Source organism: Wenxinia saemankumensis, assembly GCF_900141735.1.
GTDB classification, from domain to species: Bacteria; Pseudomonadota; Alphaproteobacteria; order Rhodobacterales; family Rhodobacteraceae; genus Wenxinia; species Wenxinia saemankumensis.
On record NZ_FQYO01000004.1, the window covers coordinates 504,348 to 521,347 of the forward strand.

Genomic DNA, 17,000 nt, shown 5'->3' on the forward strand with positions numbered 1-17,000 from the left:
CCCCTCCTTCGCGGGGATCGCAATTGCATGGCCGTCCCAGTGCCACCGGCCCCGAGGCCGGGGCGGCACGGCCCCGATCCCGAGGATCCCATGGCCCGGACCATCCGACTTTCCCCCGAGGACAACGTCGTCACCGCCAGCGCCCCGCTGGAGGCGGGAGAGGAGGGCGCGGTCATGCCCATCCCCCGCGGCCACAAGATGGCGGCCGAGGACATCCCGAGGGGACGGGCGCTCCGCAAATACGCGCAGGTGATCGGCTACGCCTCCGAGGACATCGCGCGGGGATCGCACGTCCATACCCACAATCTCGAATTCCGGGCGGTGGAGGCGGACTACGCCTTCGCCACCAACCTGCGCCCGGCGCCGGAGCCGGCGCGGCGCGACACGTTCCGGGGCTATCGCCGGGCGAACGGTAAGGTCGGGACGCGCAACTACCTCGCCGTGCTGACGAGCGTGAACTGCTCGGCCACGGCCGGGCGGCAGATCGCGGCGCATTTCACGCCCGAGCGGCTGGCCGCCTGGCCGAATGTCGACGGGGTCGTCGCCTTCGTCCACGGGACCGGCTGCGCCATGGGCGGCGACGGCACGGGGTTCGAGGCGCTGCAGCGCGTGCTCTGGGGCTATGCCCGGAACCCGAACGTGGGCGGCGTGCTGATGGCCGGCCTGGGCTGCGAGGGGATGCAGATCGACTGGCTGCTCGAGGCCTATGGCATCACGCCGGGGCCGGCCTTCCAGGTGATGAACATCCAGGACGTGGGCGGGCTGCGGGCCACGGTGAATGCCGGCATTGCGCAGGTCGAGGCGATGCTGCCGATGGTGAACGACGTGACGCGCGAGGAGTGCCCGGCGTCGGAGCTGACGGTCGCCCTGCAATGCGGCGGGTCGGACGCGTGGTCGGGAATCACCGCCAACCCGGCCGTCGGCCATGCCTGCGACCTTCTCGTCGCGCAGGGCGGTACCGGCGTCCTGGCCGAGACGCCCGAGATCTACGGCGCCGAGCATCTGCTGACCGCCCGCGCGAAGGACGAGGCGACGGGCCGCAAGCTGCTGGACCTGATCGCCTGGTGGGAGGACTACACCGCCCGCAACCGAGGCTCGATGGACAACAATCCCTCGCCCGGGAACAAGGCGGGGGGCCTGACGACGATCCTCGAGAAATCGCTCGGCGCGGCGGCGAAGGCCGGCACGACCCCCCTCAACGGAGTCTTCCGCTATGCCGAACCGATCACGGAACGCGGCTTCGTCTTCATGGACAGCCCCGGCTACGATCCGGCCAGCGTCACGGGACAGATCGCGTCGGGCTGCAATCTCGTCTGCTTCACCACCGGGCGGGGCAGCGCTTTCGGCGCGAAACCCAGCCCGTCGATGAAGGTGGCGACCAATACCGAGATGTTCCGCCGGCTCGAATCCGACATGGACGTGAACGCGGGGACGATCCTCAGCGACGGGCGCTCGGTCGAGGAGGTCGGGCGCGAGATCTACGAGATGTGGCTGCGCATCGCCTCGGGCGAGCGGACGAAGTCCGAGCTCGAGGGGCTGGGCGATTACGAGTTCGTCCCCTGGCAGATCGGCGCCGTGATGTAGGCCCGCCCGGGCGGGCCCGTGCGCCGGATCCGGCCCTGGCGGATCAGAGGATCTTGCCGGGGTTCAGGATGCCGTCGGGGTCGAGCGCGCGCTTGATCGCGACCATGTCGTCGACCGCGTCGCCATGCTCGCGTCGCAGATAGGCGCGCTTGCCCTGACCGATCCCGTGCTCGCCGGTGCAGGTGCCCCCCATCGAGATGGCGAGGTCGGCCAGCCAGCCGGTGAAGTCGTCGGCCTTCGCCGTCTCCTCCGGGCTTTCGGGGTCCACCAGCAGCAGGACGTGGAAGTTGCCGTCGCCGACATGGCCGACGACCGGGGCCGTGATCCCCAGCTCCTGCGTGCGGGCCTGTGCGGCGGTCACGCATTCCGCGAGGCGCGAGATCGGCACGCAGACATCGGTCGAGATGCCCTTGCGGGTGGGGTCGAGCGCGAGCGAGGCCCAGTAGCTGTCGTGCCGCGCCTGCCAGAGCTTCGTGCGCTCCTCTGGCGAGGTCGTCCAGGTGAACTCCGTCCCGCCCGCATCGGCGGCGATCTCGCCGAAGGTCTCGGCCTGCTCGGCGACGCCCGCCTCGGTGCCGTGGAACTCGAGGAGGAGCAGGGGGGATTCGGGCAGGGTCAGCTTGCTGTAGGCGTTCACGGCCCGGACCTGCAGCGCGTCCAGCAGCTCGATCCGGGCCACCGGCACGCCCATCTGGATCGTCGCGATCACCGCCTCGCAGGCCGCGGCGACGGTCGGGAAGGAACAGGTGGCCGAGGACATCGCCTCGGGGATGCCCTGCAGCCGCAGGGTGATCTCGGTGATGATGCCGAGCGTGCCCTCCGACCCGACGAGCAGCCGCGTCAGGTCGTAGCCGGCCGAGGATTTGCGGGCGCGGCCGCCGGTATGGATCACCCGCCCGTCCGCCATGACGGCGGTGAGGCCGAGGACGTTGTCCTTCATCGTGCCGTATCGCACGGCGTTCGTCCCGCTGGCCCGCGTCGCGGCCATCCCGCCGAGCGAGGCGTCGGCGCCGGGGTCGATGGGAAAGAACAGTCCGGTGGCGCGCAGATGCTCGTTCAGCGCCTTGCGCGTGATGCCGGGTTGGATGGTGCAGTCGAGATCGGCCTCGTTCACGGCGATCACGTCCGTCATGTCGCGGGTGGACAGGCAGATGCCCCCCGCCGGGGCGTTGACGTGCCCCTCCAGCGAGGTGCCGGTGCCGAAGGGGATGACCGGGACGCGGTGCGCCGCGCAGCTGCGGACGATTGCTGCCACCTCCTCGGTCGTGCGGGGAAAGGCGACGGCGTCGGGGGCCTGGTTGGCCACCCAGGTGGTGGTGTGGGCGTGCTGGTCGCGGATCGCCTGCCCGGTCTGCAGGCGCTCGCCGAAGGTCGCCTTCAGCTCGGCCAGCGCGGCGGCGATACCGTCCTCGTTGCGGGGCAACCTGTCGATGCGGGCCATGTCGGTCCTCCCTCTCTGCGTCGCCTCTCCTACCTCGCGCGGCCCCTCGCCGCCAGCGCGGCCCGTGCTAGGCTGGGGCCGGACAGGACAGGAGGGCCCCATGTTCAACGCTCTGATCGTCGAGAAGGACGAGGCGACCGGCGAGACCCGCGCCGGGGTGCAGCAGATCGACGAGGGTCGCCTTCCGCAGGGCGACGTGACCGTGGCGGTCGAGTATTCCACGCTGAACTACAAGGACGGGCTGACGCTCGGCCCCGGCGGCGGTCTCGTGAAGTCCTATCCGCATGTGCCCGGCATCGATTTCGCCGGCACGGTGGAGGCGTCGGACGACGACCGCTACGCCCCCGGCGACAAGGTGGTGCTGACCGGCTGGCGCGTGGGCGAGATCCACTGGGGCGGCTACGCGCAGAAGGCGCGGGTCCGGGCGGACTGGCTGGTGCCGCTGCCGGAGGGGCTGACCACGCGCCAGGCGATGGCGGTCGGCACGGCCGGCTTCACGGCGATGCTGGCAATCATGGCGCTGGAGGCGCATGGCCTGACACCGGAGCGGGGCCCCGTGCTGGTGACCGGCGCCTCGGGCGGGGTCGGGTCCGTCGCCGTGGCGACGCTGGCGCAGCTGGGCTACGAGGTCGCCGCAGTGACCGGCCGGCCGGAGGGCGCCGACTACCTGCGGGATCTGGGCGCCGCGCGGATCGTCCCGCGCGAGGAACTGGCCGAGACGGTGAAGCGCCCGCTCGAGAAGGAGAGCTGGGCTGGCTGCGTCGATGCCGTGGGCGGGGCGATGCTGGCGCGGGTGCTGGGGCAGCTGAGCTACGGCGGCAGCGCGGCGGCTGTCGGCCTCGCCGGGGGCGCGGACCTGCCGGCCAGCGTGGTGCCGTTCCTGCTGCGGGGGATCAACCTGCTGGGGATCGACAGCGTGATGCGGCCCTACGCCGACCGCGTCGAGGCCTGGAGCCGCGTGGCGCGCGACCTGCCGATGGACAAGCTGGAGGCGATGGTGCGCCCCGCCACCCTGTCAGACCTGCCGGGTCTCGGCGCGGACATCCTGAAGGGGCAGGTGCGCGGCCGCGTCCTCGTCGACGTGAACGCCTGAGCGGTCAGCCAGCAGCGGCGCCGTCAGCCCAGCAGCGTGGCCATCCGGCGCAGTGCCAGCAGATACCCTTCCGTCCCCGCGCCCGCGATCACCGCGTCGGCGCGGGACGAGACGTAGGAATGGTGGCGGAAGGCCTCGCGCCGGTGGATGTTCGAGATATGCACCTCGATCACCGGCCCCTCGAAGGCGTTCAACGCATCGAGGATCGCGAGCGAGGTGTGTGAATAGGCCCCGGGATTGAGGACGATCCCCGCCTCCGCCCCGCGCGCCTGCTGGATGCGGTCGACCAGGGCGCCCTCGTGGTTCGACTGCTCGGGATGGACGGCGAGGCCAAGCTCGCGTCCCAGTTCGGTGCAGGCCCGCTCGACATCGGCGAGCGTCTCCGCGCCGTAGATCTCGGGCTGGCGCTGGCCGAGCAGGTTGAGGTTCGGCCCGTTGAGAAGAAGGATGTCGTGCACGTCGGTTCCGCCGGGGTGAGGTCGCCCTGTTCTAGCGCGCCCCGCCCGACATGCGAAGCTGCCCCTCGCCCGGGGCGGCCTGCGTCTGCGACTTCATGGCCGCAGGATCCTTGCGCCGGGCCATCGCCTCGGCCATCTCGACCCGCCGCTTCGGCTCGGGGCGGTTCGCGATCTCGATCACGCGGGCAAGCAGGTTCGCGGCATCGTCGCCGGCATTGATCGGCTCGGCCGCGAAGCCCATCCCCCAATCGCCGAACTGGCGGGACCGGATGCTGCGGTCCGAGCGGACCTCGATCCCGTAATGCCGCATGTCGCGGCGGATCCGACGGAAGACCTGCTCGATCGCGTCCGCCGGGCCCTCGATCACCTGGACGAAAGTGCCGCCGTCCTTCACGAGGAAGCCGCCGATCTCGTCCTCTGCGTTGCGCCGTCTCGCCACGCGCAGGACGTCGATGGCGGCCACGCTCGTGTCCGACAACGTCGTCTTGCTGGTATACAGAATCTGCCTGATCAATTTGTCACCGCAACGCGTCACCGCGCCTTTCGCTGCTTCCCGGTCGACCCGGGGGTAGCTCCCATCCACCCACGGGTCCTAGAAAATGCCGTTTTTTTCACGGCGTTTCCCGGTCAGAACGAGCGCCGTGGGGAACCGGTTCCCCGCCGGGCGACATCTAATCGTTACCGTTGTACGCATCCATCGGCGGACAGGTGCAGACGAGGTTGCGGTCGCCCCACGCATTGTCGACGCGATTGACCGGCGGCCAGTACTTGTCGACCCGGAACGCGCCTTTCGGGAAACAGCCGGCCTCGGTCCGGTAGGGACGATCCCACTCCCCGACGAGATCCTCGACCGTGTGGGGCGCGTGCTTCAGCGGGTTGCTGTCCCGGTCCATCCGACCCTCCTCGATGGCCCGGATCTCCTCGCGGATGCCGAGCATTGCGTCGCAGAACCGGTCGAGCTCGGCCTTCGTCTCGGATTCCGTCGGCTCGACCATCAGCGTGCCGGCGACGGGCCAGCTCATCGTCGGCGCGTGGAAGCCGCAATCGATCAGACGCTTGGCGATGTCGTCCACGGTCACGCCCGCGCTGCCCTCGAAGGGGCGCACGTCGATGATGCATTCATGCGCGACCCGGCCGGTGCGCCCGCGATAGAGGATGTCGTAGGCGCCCTTGAGCCGGTCGGCGATGTAGTTCGCGTTCAGGATCGCGACGCGCGTCGCCTGGGTCAGCCCCTCGCCGCCCATCATCAGGCAGTAGCCCCAAGAGATCGGCAGCAGCGACGGCGAGCCGTAGGGCGCCGCGCTGACGGCGCCGGTCCCCGCCTCGCGCGCGTCGTGGCCGGGCAGGTGCGGCGCGAGATGCGCCTTCACCCCGATCGGCCCCATGCCGGGGCCGCCGCCGCCATGCGGGATGCAGAAGGTCTTGTGCAGGTTGAGATGGCTGACATCGCCGCCCAGATCGCCGGGCCGCGACAGGCCCACCATGGCGTTCATGTTCGCCCCGTCGATATAGACCTGCCCCCCGTTCTCGTGGGTGATGCGGCAGACATCCCTGACCGTCTCCTCGAAGACGCCGTGGGTGGAGGGATAGGTGATCATCGTCCCCGCCAGACGGTCGCCCGCGTCCCGGGCCTTCGCCTCGAAATCGGCGAGGTCGATGGACCCGTTCGCATCGCATTTCACCGGCACGACCTTCCAGCCGACCATCTGCGCGGAGGCGGGGTTGGTGCCGTGCGCGTTGACGGGAATGAGGCAGACATCGCGGTGCCCCTCGCCCTGCGCGGCGTGATAGGCGCGGATCGTCAGCAGCCCCGCATATTCGCCCTGCGCGCCGGAATTGGGCTGCATCGACAGCGCGTCGTAGCCGGTGATCGTGCAGAGCTTGGCCGAGAGGTCCGCGATCATCTCGGCATAGCCCTCGGCCTGGTCGGGCGGGCAGAACGGGTGCAGCTGGCCGAATTCCGGCCAGGTGATCGGCATCATCTCGACCGCCGCGTTCAGCTTCATCGTGCACGAGCCGAGCGGGATCATCGCGCGGTCGAGCGCGAGGTCGCGGTCCGCGAGTCGGCGCATGTAGCGCATCATCTCGGTCTCGGCCCGGTTCATGTGGAAGATCGGGTGGGTGAGGTAGTCCGACTGCCGCTCCAGCCCCTCGGGCAGGCGATAGGCCGGATCCTTCACCTCGTAGGGCCGCGTCTGGCCGAAGGCGCGCCAGACGGCCTCGACCGTTTCCGGGCGGGTCGCCTCGTCCAGCGTGATGCCGATCCGCGCCTCGCCGACGGGGCGCAGGTTCACGCCCTCGTCCCGCGCGGATTTCAGGACAGCCTGCTGAAGCGGGCCGACCTCGACCGTCACCGTGTCGAAGAAATGCCTGGGATCCACGCGGAAGCCCGCCGCCTCCAGCCCTTCGGCGAGGCGCACGGTCTTGCGGTGGATGCGCTGGGCGATGGCGCGCAGCCCCTCGGGGCCGTGGAAGACGGCGTACATGCTCGCCATGACGGCCAGCAGCGCCTGCGCCGTGCAGACGTTCGACGTCGCCTTCTCGCGGCGGATATGCTGCTCGCGGGTCTGGAGGGCGAGGCGGTAGGCCTTGTTCCCGCGCGCATCGACGCTCACGCCGACGAGGCGGCCGGGCATGGCGCGCTTCATCTCGTCCTTGCAGGCCATATAGGCGGCGTGCGGCCCGCCATAGCCCATCGGCACGCCGAAGCGCTGGGTGGAGCCGATGGCGATGTCCGCGCCCATCGCGCCCGGCTCCTTCAGCAGGGTCAGGGCCATCGGGTCGGCGGCCATCACGGCGACCGCCTTGGACCCGTGCAGCGCGTCGATCGCATCCGAGAAGTCCCGCACATGGCCGTAGGTGCCGGGATACTGGAAGATCGCGCCGAACACCGTGCCCGCATCCATGTCGGCGGGGTCGCCCACGACCACCTCGATGCCCAGCGGCTCGGCCCGGGTGCGGATGACGGCGATGGTCTGGGGATGGCAGTCGCGGTCGACGAAGAAGGCGGCGGCCTTCGACTTCGCCACGCGCCTCGCCATCGTCATCGCCTCGGCCGCCGCCGTCGCCTCGTCGAGGAGCGAGGCGTTGGCGACCGGCAGACCGGTCAGGTCGCAGATCATCGTCTGGAAGTTCAGCAGCGCCTCGAGCCGGCCCTGGCTGATCTCGGGCTGGTAGGGCGTGTAGGCCGTGTACCAGGCGGGGTTTTCCAGGATGTTGCGCTGGATCGCGGGGGGCGTGACCGTGCCGTGATAGCCCATCCCGATGAGCGAGGTGAGGACACGGTTCTTGTCCGCGATCTCCTGCATCCGGACAAGCAGCCCCCGCTCGGACAGCGGCTTGCCGAAATCGAGCGGCGCAGTCGCCCGGATCGCCTCCGGCACGGTATCGTCGATGAGCGCGTCGAGGCTGCCCGCGCCGACCACCTCCAGCATCGCAGCCATCTCCTCGAGCGAGGGACCGATATGGCGGCGGTTGGCGAAGTCGTAGGGGCGGTACTCGGTGGGCGTGTAGGGCATGTCGGTGGGTCCTGCTCTGGCCGGGCGGTCCCGGCGCGGTCGTATGGGGCGGGCGCACGGGGCGGCGCGCCGGGAAAAAGGGGGGGCGGGGGCTCAGCGGCCCTCGGTCTCGGCGGCAAGGTGCGACAGGCTTTCGGACAGGGCCGCCTCGTGGACGGCCTGATCGATGCCCGGCGGCACGCCGGTCGCCGCGACGACGGCCCGGGTGCCGCTCCCCTCGGGGGCGAAGGTCCAGGTGAGCCGCATCGTCCCGGCAAAGGCGGGATCGGCGCTGTCGAACGTGCCCTCGTGGGCCAGGATCCCGGGCGCCTCGACCCTCACGAAGCGGCCCGCGATCACGTCGGTATCGTCGCTGGTCTTGCCGGGGGCGCCGCGGAAGGTCAGCCGCAGGGAGAAGGCGCCGCCCGGGCGGAAATCCCAGGCGAGGATCTCTCCGGTCGCGTCAGCGGGCGGCAGCCACCGCACGAGGCGGCCGGGATCCGACCAGGCGGACCACAGCTCGCCCGGCGGCGCCGCGATCAGCCGCTCGGCCCGGTCGACGCGTCCCTCGGGGCCCCGGTCGCTCAATCCGCGAAGTCCTTGTAGGCGGCCTCGTCCATGAAGTCGTCTAGCGCGGCGGCATCTGCGATCTTCAGTTTGAAGAACCAGCCCGCGCCGGCGGGGTCCTCGTTGACCTTGCCCGGCTCGTCCGCGATGGCCTCGTTCACCTCGACGATCTCGCCGTCCAGCGGCGCGGTGATGTCGGAGGCGGCCTTGACGCTCTCGATCACCACGACCTCCTCGCCCGCACTCACCTCGCGTCCCGCCTCGGGCAGTTCGACGAACACGATGTCGCCCAGCTGGGTGGCGGCATGCTTCGTGATGCCGACGGTGACGGTGTCGCCGTCGAGGTCCAGCCATTCATGGTCTTCGGTATACTTGCGCATCGGGTGGCCTTTCAGCGTTTGAAGGTCGCGGGAACGAAGGGGAGGGGGGCGATCGCGACGGGCAGGCGGCGCCCGCGCAGCTCGCCCCAGAGGCGGGTGCCGGGCTGCGCGAGCCGCGTCTCGACATATCCCATGGCGACGGGCGCCTGGAGCGTGGGGCCGAACCCGCCGGAGGTGATCCGGCCGACGGCGGCCGTCCCGTCCTCGGCGTCGAAGAGCTCGACCCCTTCGCGCATCGGGCTGCGTCCCTCGGGGCGCAGGCCGACGCGGGTCATCACCGCGCCCTCTGCCAGCTGCCGTTCGATGGCGTCCGCGCCGGGATAGCCGCCCGCGCGGGCCCCGCCGGGGCGGCGCACCTTCTGGATCGCCCAGGTGAGGGCGGCGTCCACCGGCGTCGTCGCGGTCGAGATGTCGTGGCCATGCAGGCAGAGCCCGGCCTCCAGGCGCAGCGAATCCCGCGCGCCGAGACCGACGGGGGCCACGTTCTCGTGGGCGAGAAGGGCGCGGGCCAGCGCCTCGGCCCGGGCGGGCTCGACGCTGATCTCGAACCCGTCCTCGCCGGTATAGCCCGAGCGCGAGACCCAGATCTCCGTCCCGTCCCAGTTCAGCGTCGCCACGTCCATGAACCGCATCGCCGCCGCACCGGGGGCAAGCGCGTCCAGGGCCTCCTCGGCCGCTGGGCCCTGCAGGGCGATCAGGGCGCGGTCCAGAACCTCGACCTCGATGTCCGGGGGCGTGTCGGCCCGCAGATGGGCGATGTCCGCCGCGGCATTGGCGGCGTTCACCACGAGAAAGAGGTGGTCGCCCCGGTTCGCGACCATCAGGTCGTCCAGGATACCGCCCGTCTCGTCGGTCAGCAGGGCATAGCGCTGGCGTCCGTCCCTCAGCCCGACGATGTCGGCGGGGACCAGCGCCTCGAGCGCCTCGGCGGCGCCGGGGCCGCGCAGGATCACCTGTCCCATGTGGCTGACGTCGAACAGGCCCGCCTCGGCCCGGGTGTGCAGATGTTCCTTCATCACGCCGGGGGCGTACTGGACCGGCATCTCCCAGCCGGCGAATGGCACCATGCGGGCGCCGAGTTCGACATGAAGATCGTATAGCGGCGTGCGTGCGAGCTCGCTCATCCGGTCCCTCTCCTTCGGGGCCGGGGCGCTTCGGGCGCGCCTCCGGGCCATGCCGGGCCGCGCGATCCGCGACCCTCCATGCCCCTCTGTCCTTCTGCCTGAGATCGTTATCCCGTCGGCGGACCGCATGGGGCGGCCTCTCTCCAGAGTCTGTCGCGCAGGCGGTCCTTTCGCCTGAGAGGTTCCGGGGCTGTTGCTCCTTCGGCACCGGCATCGCCGCCGGTGCGGCACCGGCAGCGCTGCCGGATTCTCCCGGCCTGCGCGGGGCGAAGGGTAGGACGCCGCGCGCGCGGCGGCAAGTCAGTCCTGCGGCGGCTCCAGCGTCAGCAGGATCGTGCCCTCGGCGACCTGCGCCCCCTCGCGCGTGCCGATCCCGGCTACGGTGCCGTCGCGGGGCGCGCGCAGCGTGTGCTCCATCTTCATCGCCTCGAGCACGATCAGGGCCTGGCCCTGCGCGACCGCATCGCCCGGCTGGGCCCGGACCGCCTTGACGAGACCGGGCATCGGCGCGGCCAGGCTGTCGCCGCCCGTCCCCTCGACCGAGGCCCGCATCGGGTCGACGAGGACGAAATCGTGCGTGGCCCGGCCGTCCCGGATGGCGATCCGCCGGCCGAGCCGCGCCGCATCCAGGCTCACGGCATGGCCGTCCAGGACCAGGCGCAGCCTGTCGCCCTCCACCGCGAAGGCGACGGGGGCGCCGTCGACCGATCCGCGCCCGGGGCCGGTCAGGGCCGCCCGCAGCTCGCCGCTCTCGAAGCGGAGGATCTGCTCGGCCGGTCCCCAGAGGCGGAAGCCGCGCAGGGCCGAGAACGGGTCGCCCGGGTCGGGCGCCTCCATCGCGCCGAGCGCGACCAGCGCGGCGGCGGCGCGGATATGGGGCGACGGGTCGGGCGGGGTCGTCAGCGCTTCGGCCTCGCGCCCGATCAGGCCGGTATCGACCTCGCCCGCCGCGAATCCCCGGTGCCGGGCGAGCGCGCCGAGAAAGCCGAGATTCGTGACCGTCCCCGTCACCTGCGTCTCCGCGAGCGCGGCGGCGAGCCGGGCGAGGGCGGCCGGCCGGTCGGGACCGTGGACGATCAGCTTGGCGATCATCGGGTCGTAATGCGGGGTGATCTCGTCCCCCTCGCGCACGCCGCTGTCGACGCGCACCGGGCCCCGCGCGAAGGCTGAGGCCTCAGGGAACCGCAGGCGGTGCAGCCGGCCGGTGGCGGGAAGGAAGCCGCGCGCGGCGTCCTCGGCATAGATGCGCGCCTCGAACGCGTGGCCGTCGATGGAGAGATCGTCCTGCGCGACGGGCAGGCGCTCTCCGTTCGCGATGCGCAGCTGCAGCTCGACGAGGTCGAGGCCGGTGATCGCCTCGGTCACCGGGTGCTCGACCTGGAGGCGGGTGTTCATCTCCATGAACCAGAACCCGTCCGGGCGAAGACCGTGCGTGCCGTCGGCGATGAACTCCACCGTGCCGGCCCCGACATAGCCGATCGCCCTCGCCGCCTGCACCGCCGCCGCGCCCATCGCGTCGCGCACCTCGTCCGTCATGCCGGGGGCCGGCGCCTCCTCGATCACCTTCTGGTGGCGGCGCTGCAGCGAGCAGTCCCGTTCGAAGAGATGCACGACGTTGCCATGGGCATCGGCCATGACCTGCATCTCGACATGGCGGGGGGCGGTGACGTAGCGCTCGATCAGGACGGCGGGGTCGCCGAAGCTGGCCTGCCCCTCGCGCCGGGCCCCCGCCAGGGCATCGGCGAAGTCCGCCGCCCGCTCGACCAGGCGCATGCCCTTGCCGCCGCCTCCCGCGCGCGCCTTGATGAGGACGGGGTAGCCGATCCGGTCCGCCTCCCGCGCCAGCCCGTCCGGATCCTGGTCCGCGCCGTGATAGCCGGGCACGACGGGCACGCCCGCCTCCTCCATCCGCGCCTTGGCGGCATCCTTGAGGCCCATCGCGCGGATGGCGCCTTCGGGGGGGCCGACGAAGGTCAGGCCCGCCGCCGCGACCGCCCGGGCGAAATCGGGGGATTCGGACAGGAAGCCGTAACCGGGATGGATCGCGTCCGCACCAAGGCGGCGGGCGGCCTCGACGATCGCGCCGGCATCGAGATAGCTCTCCGCCACGGGGGCGGGGCCGATCCGTACCGCCTCGTCCGCCATGGCGACATGCAGCGCCCCGGCATCGGCGTCGGAATGGACCGCGACCGTGGCGATCCCCATCCGCCGGGCGGTGGCGATGATCCGGGCCGCGATCTCGCCGCGATTGGCGATGAGGAGCTTCTCGATCATGCGCGCCTCGTCTGGCCGCCGGGGAGGGGGGCTGTCTGCCCCCCGCGCCTGCGGCGCCCCCCCGAGAGGTATTTGCGGCAAGATAAGAGCCGGGAGGGGGGCACGATCACTGCAGGTCCTCCACCAGGCGGAAACGTTCGCAGACGAGTTCCATCCCCGGCGTCCAGCCGCCATTGCGCTCGAAATAGGCGCGGTGACCCGCGCGCCAGCCTTCGAGGCTGTCATCCTCGCCCTCGGCCAGCGCGAAATCCTCGCCCACGTCGCGGAAGCGGCAGATCGTCATGCCGGTCGTCTCGATGACGAGGGCGGGCGCGCCGTCCCAGTCGAGGGCGATGTCGCGGCGACCGGGCCGGGGCAGCGCCTCGCCCCCGGGCCCGTAATCGCGCAGCGCGCCGCAGGTCGCGGTCTTGCGTCCCGCGCGGACGAGGGCGAGCAGGCGGTCGCAGAGCGCGCGGCTGTCGCCGAAGGTGAAGGTCGCGGCGCCGGCATGCCGGGCGAGCGCCTCGCCCAGGGTCACGGCCGGGCTCACATGCGGAACACGCCGAAGCGTGTCTCGGGAATCGGGGCGCCCCTGCAGGCGGCGAGCGAGAGGCCGACCACGTCGCGGGTCTGACGGGGGTCGATGATCCCGTCGTCCCAGAGCCGGGCCGAGGCGTAGAGGGGGTGGGCCTGCGCCTCCAGCCGGTCGCGGATCGGGGCGCGGAACGCCTCCTCCGCCTCATCCGTCCAGCCCTCGCCGCGCTTCTCGAGCGCGGCGCGGCGCACGGTGGAGAGCACGCCCGCGGCCTGCGGCGCGCCCATCACGCCGATCCGGCTGATCGGCCAGGTCCAGAGGAAGCGCGGCCCGAAGGCGCGGCCGGCCATGCCGTAATTGCCCGCCCCGTAGGAGCCGCCGACGATCACGGTGATCTTGGGCACGGCGACGGTCGAGACCGCCGTCACCATCTTGGCCCCGTGGCGTGCGATGCCCCCGGCCTCGGCCTTCTTCCCCACCATGAAGCCGGTGATGTTCTGGAGGAAGAGGAGGGGGATCCGGCGCTGGCCGCAGAGCTGGACGAAATGCGCGCCCTTCTGCGCGCTGTCGCTGAAGAGGACGCCGTTGCTCGCGACGATGCCGACATCCATCCCCCAGGTCCGGGCGAAGCCGCAGACGAGGGTAGTGCCGAAGCGCGACTTGAACTCGTCGAACTCCGAGCCGTCGACGATCCGGGCGATCACCTCGCGGATGTCGTAGGGGGTGGAGAGGCCGGGGGGCACGATCTCCAGCAGCTCCTCCGGATCGAGGGCCGGCGGCACGACGGGGCCGGGCGGGGCGGCGGGGGCGGGGCCGAGCGAGGCGACGGCCTGCCGGGCGAGGGCGAGCGCATGGGCATCGTCGTCCGCCAGCGTGTCGGCGACGCCGGAGAGGCGGGTATGGACGTCGCCGCCGCCCAGCTCCTCGGCGGTGACCTCCTCGCCGGTGGCCTGCTTCACCAGCGGCGGGCCGGCCAGGAAGATCGTGCCCTGCTCCTTTACGATGATCGAGACGTCGGACATGGCGGGCACGTAGGCGCCGCCCGCGGTGCAGGAGCCCATGACGACCGCGATCTGGGGAATGCCCGCCGCGCTCATCCGGGCCTGGTTGTAGAAGATGCGCCCGAAATGGTCGCGATCGGGAAAGACCTCGTCCTGGCTGGGCAGGTTCGCCCCGCCGCTGTCGACGAGGTAGAGGCAGGGCAGGCGGTTCTCCTCGGCGATCTCCTGCGCGCGCAGATGCTTCTTCACGCTCATCGGGTAGTAGGTGCCGCCCTTGGCCGTGGCGTCGTTGCAGACGACCATGACCTCGCGCCCCATGACCCGGCCGATGCCGGCGATCAGTCCGGCCGAGGGCGCGGCGCCGTCGTAGAGGCCGTGGGCCGCGGTGAGCCCGATCTCGAGGAAGGGCGCGCCGGGATCGAGCAGGGTCGCGACCCGGTCGCGGGGCAGCATCTTGCCGCGCGACAGATGCCGCTGACGGGCGGTCTCGCCGCCGCCGGCCAGCGCCGTCTCGGCCGCCGCGCGGATCTCGGCCAGGGCGGCCTCGTGTCCGTCGCGGTTGGCGCGGGCCTGGTCCGTGCTCGGGACATGGGCGGTCGTGAGCTTCATGGCGTCTCCCTCGCGGCCAGATTGGCGCGGGGGGCGCAGCCGGGCAAGCCGCTCGTTCCGCGGCGGCCCGGGCGCGCGGGTCTCGCCGGAGCGCCGTGCCGGTGACGGTCGCGGGCGGCGCATCGGGGACCATCCCCTCGCGCGGCCGGGCATGGGCGGTGCGGCGTTCCCCAGTCGGCAGCGAGGGCGCCGCGGAACGTCTCCGCCGTCCAGGGGCCGGGGAACATCAGTGCCGCGCCCGGCGGGTCGCGATGACGCGGTCCGGCGGGTCCCGGCGGAGGTCCCGCCGGATCCGTGAACATGTTCGGTCCGGCAACATCACGTCTCCATCCCCTCCAGCACGGCGGGGCGCAGGCCCCACCGATCCACGGAATAGACCCGGGGCGCCGCCCCGGCGCAGGTGACCCGGATGGTGCGCCCCTCCGGCCGGCCGGTGCAATCGGTCGCGGCGCCCCCCGTCTCCGCCATGTAGACGGCAGCGGCGCGGCTCACCGCCTCCGCCGGGTCGAGCCGGCCGAAGCGCAGCCCCGCGAGCCCGCCGAGCAGCGCGACGAGAGCCAGGCCGAGCAGGACGAGTCGTCTCACGAGCCCAGCTCGCGCTTCAGCTCCCCCAGCTCGCGGTCGAGGAAGTAGGAGGTGATGGAGCGGATCACGACGAGGACGAGCAGGAAGATCAGGTCCGCCATCGCGAGGCTGAGCGCGGTGTGGATCACGTCGGACACGATGAAGAGCTCGAGCCCCGCCAGGATGTAGCGCCCCAGCTCCACCCGTTCGCGGTTGGTGCGGCGCACGCGCTCGGCCCCCTCGCGCGTGATCTCGGCCCGGATCACGCCGGCGATGAAGCGGCCCGCCCCGACCAGAAGCAGCAGGATCGCGAAGATGTCGATCAGCGCGGCCAGCCATTCGAGCGCATGGATCGCCCAGGCGAACTCGCCATGCAGGACACCGCCCTCCTGCTCGAGGTCCAGAAAGCCCCCCATCAGACGGCCCCCATCATCTCGCGCCCGATCAGCATGCGCCGGATCTCCGACGTGCCGGCGCCGATCTCCATCAGCTTGGCGTCGCGGAACAGCCGGCTGACGGCCGTGTCGTTCATGAAGCCCGCCCCGCCCATGGCCTGCACCGCCTGGTGGGCGCAGGTCATCGCCTCCTCGCTGGCATAGAGGACGCAGGCCGCCGCGTCGGCGCGCGTGACCGCGCCCCGGTCGCAGGCCTGCGCGACGGCATAGACATAGGCGCGGGCCGAGCCGAGCCTGGTGTAGATGTCGGCGATCTTGCCCTGCATCAGCTGGAAGCTCCCGATCGGCTGGCCGAACTGCCGCCGTTCCTTCAGGTAGGGCATGATCTCGTCGAGACAGGCCGCCATGATCCCGGTCCCGATCCCCGACAGGACGACGCGCTCGTAATCGAGCCCGCTCATCAGGACGCGCACGCCGCGCCCCTCCTCGCCGAGGACGTTCTCCTCCGGGATCTCGACATCCTCGAAGACCAGCTCGGCCGTGTTGGAGCCGCGCATCCCGAGCTTGTCGAAATGAGGGGAGGCGCGGAATCCGGTCATACCCTTCTCGACCAGGAAGGCGGTGATCCCCTTGGACCCCGCCTCGGGATCGGTCTTTGCGTAGACCACCAGCACGTCGGCGTCGGGTCCGTTGGTGATCCAGTACTTCGTGCCGTTCAGCACGTAGCGGTCGCCCCGCCTTTCTGCCCGCAGCGCCATCGACACCACGTCCGATCCCGCGCCGGCCTCGCTCATCGCCAGGGCCCCGACCTGCGCGCCGCTGACCAGCTTCGGCAGGTAGCGCGCCTTCTGGGAGTCCGAGCCGTTCAGCGCGATCTGGTTCACGCAGAGATTGGAATGCGCCCCGTAGGAGAGGGAGACGCTCGCGCTCGCGCGCGCGATCTCCTCCACCGCGACGACGTGGGCGAGATAGCCCATCCCGGCCCCGCCATACTGCTCGGGCACCGTGATGCCGAGCAGGCCGAGTTCGCCCATCTCCGGCCAGAGGTCGGGGGGGAAGACGTTCTCGGAGTCGATCGCGGCCGCGCGCGGCTTCAGCCTTTCCTGCGCCCAGCGATGGACGGTCTGGCGCAGGGCCTCGACCTCGTCGCCGAGGCCGAAGGACATGGTGGACGTGAACATCGGCCGATTCCTCCCTCGTTGTCGCCCGAGTCTAGCGCGCGGGACGGGTGAATCGCGGACGAGTCGCCCCCGGGATGTCGCGATTCGACCTCCCATGCGGCCAACGGGGGGCCGCCGGCGGTCCCCCTCACCGGCCCGTGAACCAGCAAAACAAGGGAGTTCCGGGCTTTACGCTGGGTCCGTCGCAAATTCTTCAAAAAGAGGCTTGCGACCCCCCGGCGGTATCCGTAGATAGCCCCTCACCGGCGGCGCTGAGGCGCGGTTGGGGCCACCCGGGGCGGTTCTGAGAGGGACGGGTTCGGGGCTGGTTGGACGGAC

Annotated in this window: 15 protein-coding genes and 1 riboswitch; of the genes, 2 read left to right on the forward strand and 13 right to left on the reverse strand. The window is 71.5% G+C overall.

The genetic code is table 11. The annotated features are described in order from the left end of the window. Positions 1–90: 90 nt before the first annotated feature. Positions 91–1,584, forward strand: a complete 1,494-nt coding sequence (locus tag BUE30_RS13510; RefSeq protein ID WP_073331720.1) for a UxaA family hydrolase — start codon at positions 91–93, stop codon at positions 1,582–1,584. A 43-nt stretch (positions 1,585–1,627) separates the two neighbouring features. Here the strand turns inward: BUE30_RS13510 and BUE30_RS13515 are convergent, their stop codons facing one another. Further along, positions 1,628–3,025 (reverse strand): FAD-binding oxidoreductase, encoded by a 1,398-nt coding sequence (locus BUE30_RS13515; protein WP_073331724.1) that lies wholly within the window; start codon positions 3,023–3,025, stop codon positions 1,628–1,630. A gap of 100 nt (positions 3,026–3,125) precedes the next feature. Between BUE30_RS13515 and acuI the strand changes: the two genes are divergently transcribed. Further along, complete coding sequence (gene acuI, locus BUE30_RS13520) at positions 3,126–4,118, forward strand: acrylyl-CoA reductase (NADPH) (RefSeq protein ID WP_073331727.1); 993 nt, start codon at positions 3,126–3,128, stop codon at positions 4,116–4,118. 23 nt (positions 4,119–4,141) lie between these two features. Here the strand turns inward: acuI and aroQ are convergent, their stop codons facing one another. The 12 genes from aroQ to BUE30_RS13580 all read right to left on the reverse strand — a co-directional run bounded on the left by aroQ (position 4,142) and on the right by BUE30_RS13580 (position 16,682). Continuing rightward, positions 4,142–4,576, reverse strand: a complete 435-nt coding sequence (gene aroQ, locus BUE30_RS13525) for a type II 3-dehydroquinate dehydratase (RefSeq protein ID WP_073331730.1) — start codon at positions 4,574–4,576, stop codon at positions 4,142–4,144. A 31-nt stretch (positions 4,577–4,607) separates the two neighbouring features. Then, on the reverse strand, positions 4,608–5,159 hold the full coding sequence (locus BUE30_RS13530) for a BLUF domain-containing protein (protein WP_083601387.1): 552 nt from the start codon (positions 5,157–5,159) through the stop codon (positions 4,608–4,610). A gap of 88 nt (positions 5,160–5,247) precedes the next feature. Further along, positions 5,248–8,094 (reverse strand): aminomethyl-transferring glycine dehydrogenase, encoded by a 2,847-nt coding sequence (gene gcvP / locus BUE30_RS13535; protein ID WP_073331733.1) that lies wholly within the window; start codon positions 8,092–8,094, stop codon positions 5,248–5,250. A gap of 93 nt (positions 8,095–8,187) precedes the next feature. Beyond that, the gene (locus BUE30_RS13540; RefSeq protein ID WP_073331736.1) at positions 8,188–8,661 is read right to left on the reverse strand and encodes an SRPBCC domain-containing protein; all 474 of its coding nucleotides are present in this window, start codon (positions 8,659–8,661) and stop codon (positions 8,188–8,190) included. Continuing rightward, complete coding sequence (gcvH, locus tag BUE30_RS13545; protein ID WP_073331738.1) at positions 8,658–9,020, reverse strand: glycine cleavage system protein GcvH; 363 nt, start codon at positions 9,018–9,020, stop codon at positions 8,658–8,660. Before gcvH ends, BUE30_RS13540 begins: the two co-directional genes overlap by 4 nt. An 11-nt stretch (positions 9,021–9,031) precedes the next feature. After that, positions 9,032–10,144 (reverse strand): glycine cleavage system aminomethyltransferase GcvT, encoded by a 1,113-nt coding sequence (gene gcvT / locus BUE30_RS13550; protein WP_073331742.1) that lies wholly within the window; start codon positions 10,142–10,144, stop codon positions 9,032–9,034. Between the two features lie 153 nt (positions 10,145–10,297). Further along, positions 10,298–10,409: riboswitch (glycine riboswitch) on the reverse strand. A gap of 35 nt (positions 10,410–10,444) precedes the next feature. Then, positions 10,445–12,418 carry an acetyl-CoA carboxylase biotin carboxylase subunit gene (locus BUE30_RS13555; RefSeq protein ID WP_073331745.1) on the reverse strand — a complete coding sequence of 658 codons (1,974 nt, stop codon included), beginning with the start codon at positions 12,416–12,418 and terminating at the stop codon, positions 10,445–10,447. A gap of 106 nt (positions 12,419–12,524) precedes the next feature. Further along, positions 12,525–12,935, reverse strand: coding sequence for an ASCH domain-containing protein (locus BUE30_RS13560; RefSeq protein ID WP_073331956.1), 411 nt, complete (start codon positions 12,933–12,935; stop codon positions 12,525–12,527). An 8-nt stretch (positions 12,936–12,943) separates the two neighbouring features. Next, positions 12,944–14,542, reverse strand: a complete 1,599-nt coding sequence (locus BUE30_RS13565) for a carboxyl transferase domain-containing protein (protein WP_073331748.1) — start codon at positions 14,540–14,542, stop codon at positions 12,944–12,946. Positions 14,543–14,860: 318 nt separating this feature from the next. Then, on the reverse strand, positions 14,861–15,127 hold the full coding sequence (locus tag BUE30_RS13570; protein ID WP_073331752.1) for a hypothetical protein: 267 nt from the start codon (positions 15,125–15,127) through the stop codon (positions 14,861–14,863). After that, positions 15,124–15,522 (reverse strand): DUF1622 domain-containing protein, encoded by a 399-nt coding sequence (locus BUE30_RS13575; protein WP_073331755.1) that lies wholly within the window; start codon positions 15,520–15,522, stop codon positions 15,124–15,126. Before BUE30_RS13575 ends, BUE30_RS13570 begins: the two co-directional genes overlap by 4 nt. Continuing rightward, positions 15,522–16,682 (reverse strand): isovaleryl-CoA dehydrogenase, encoded by a 1,161-nt coding sequence (locus BUE30_RS13580; RefSeq protein ID WP_073331758.1) that lies wholly within the window; start codon positions 16,680–16,682, stop codon positions 15,522–15,524. Before BUE30_RS13580 ends, BUE30_RS13575 begins: the two co-directional genes overlap by 1 nt. Positions 16,683–17,000 lie beyond the last annotated feature (318 nt).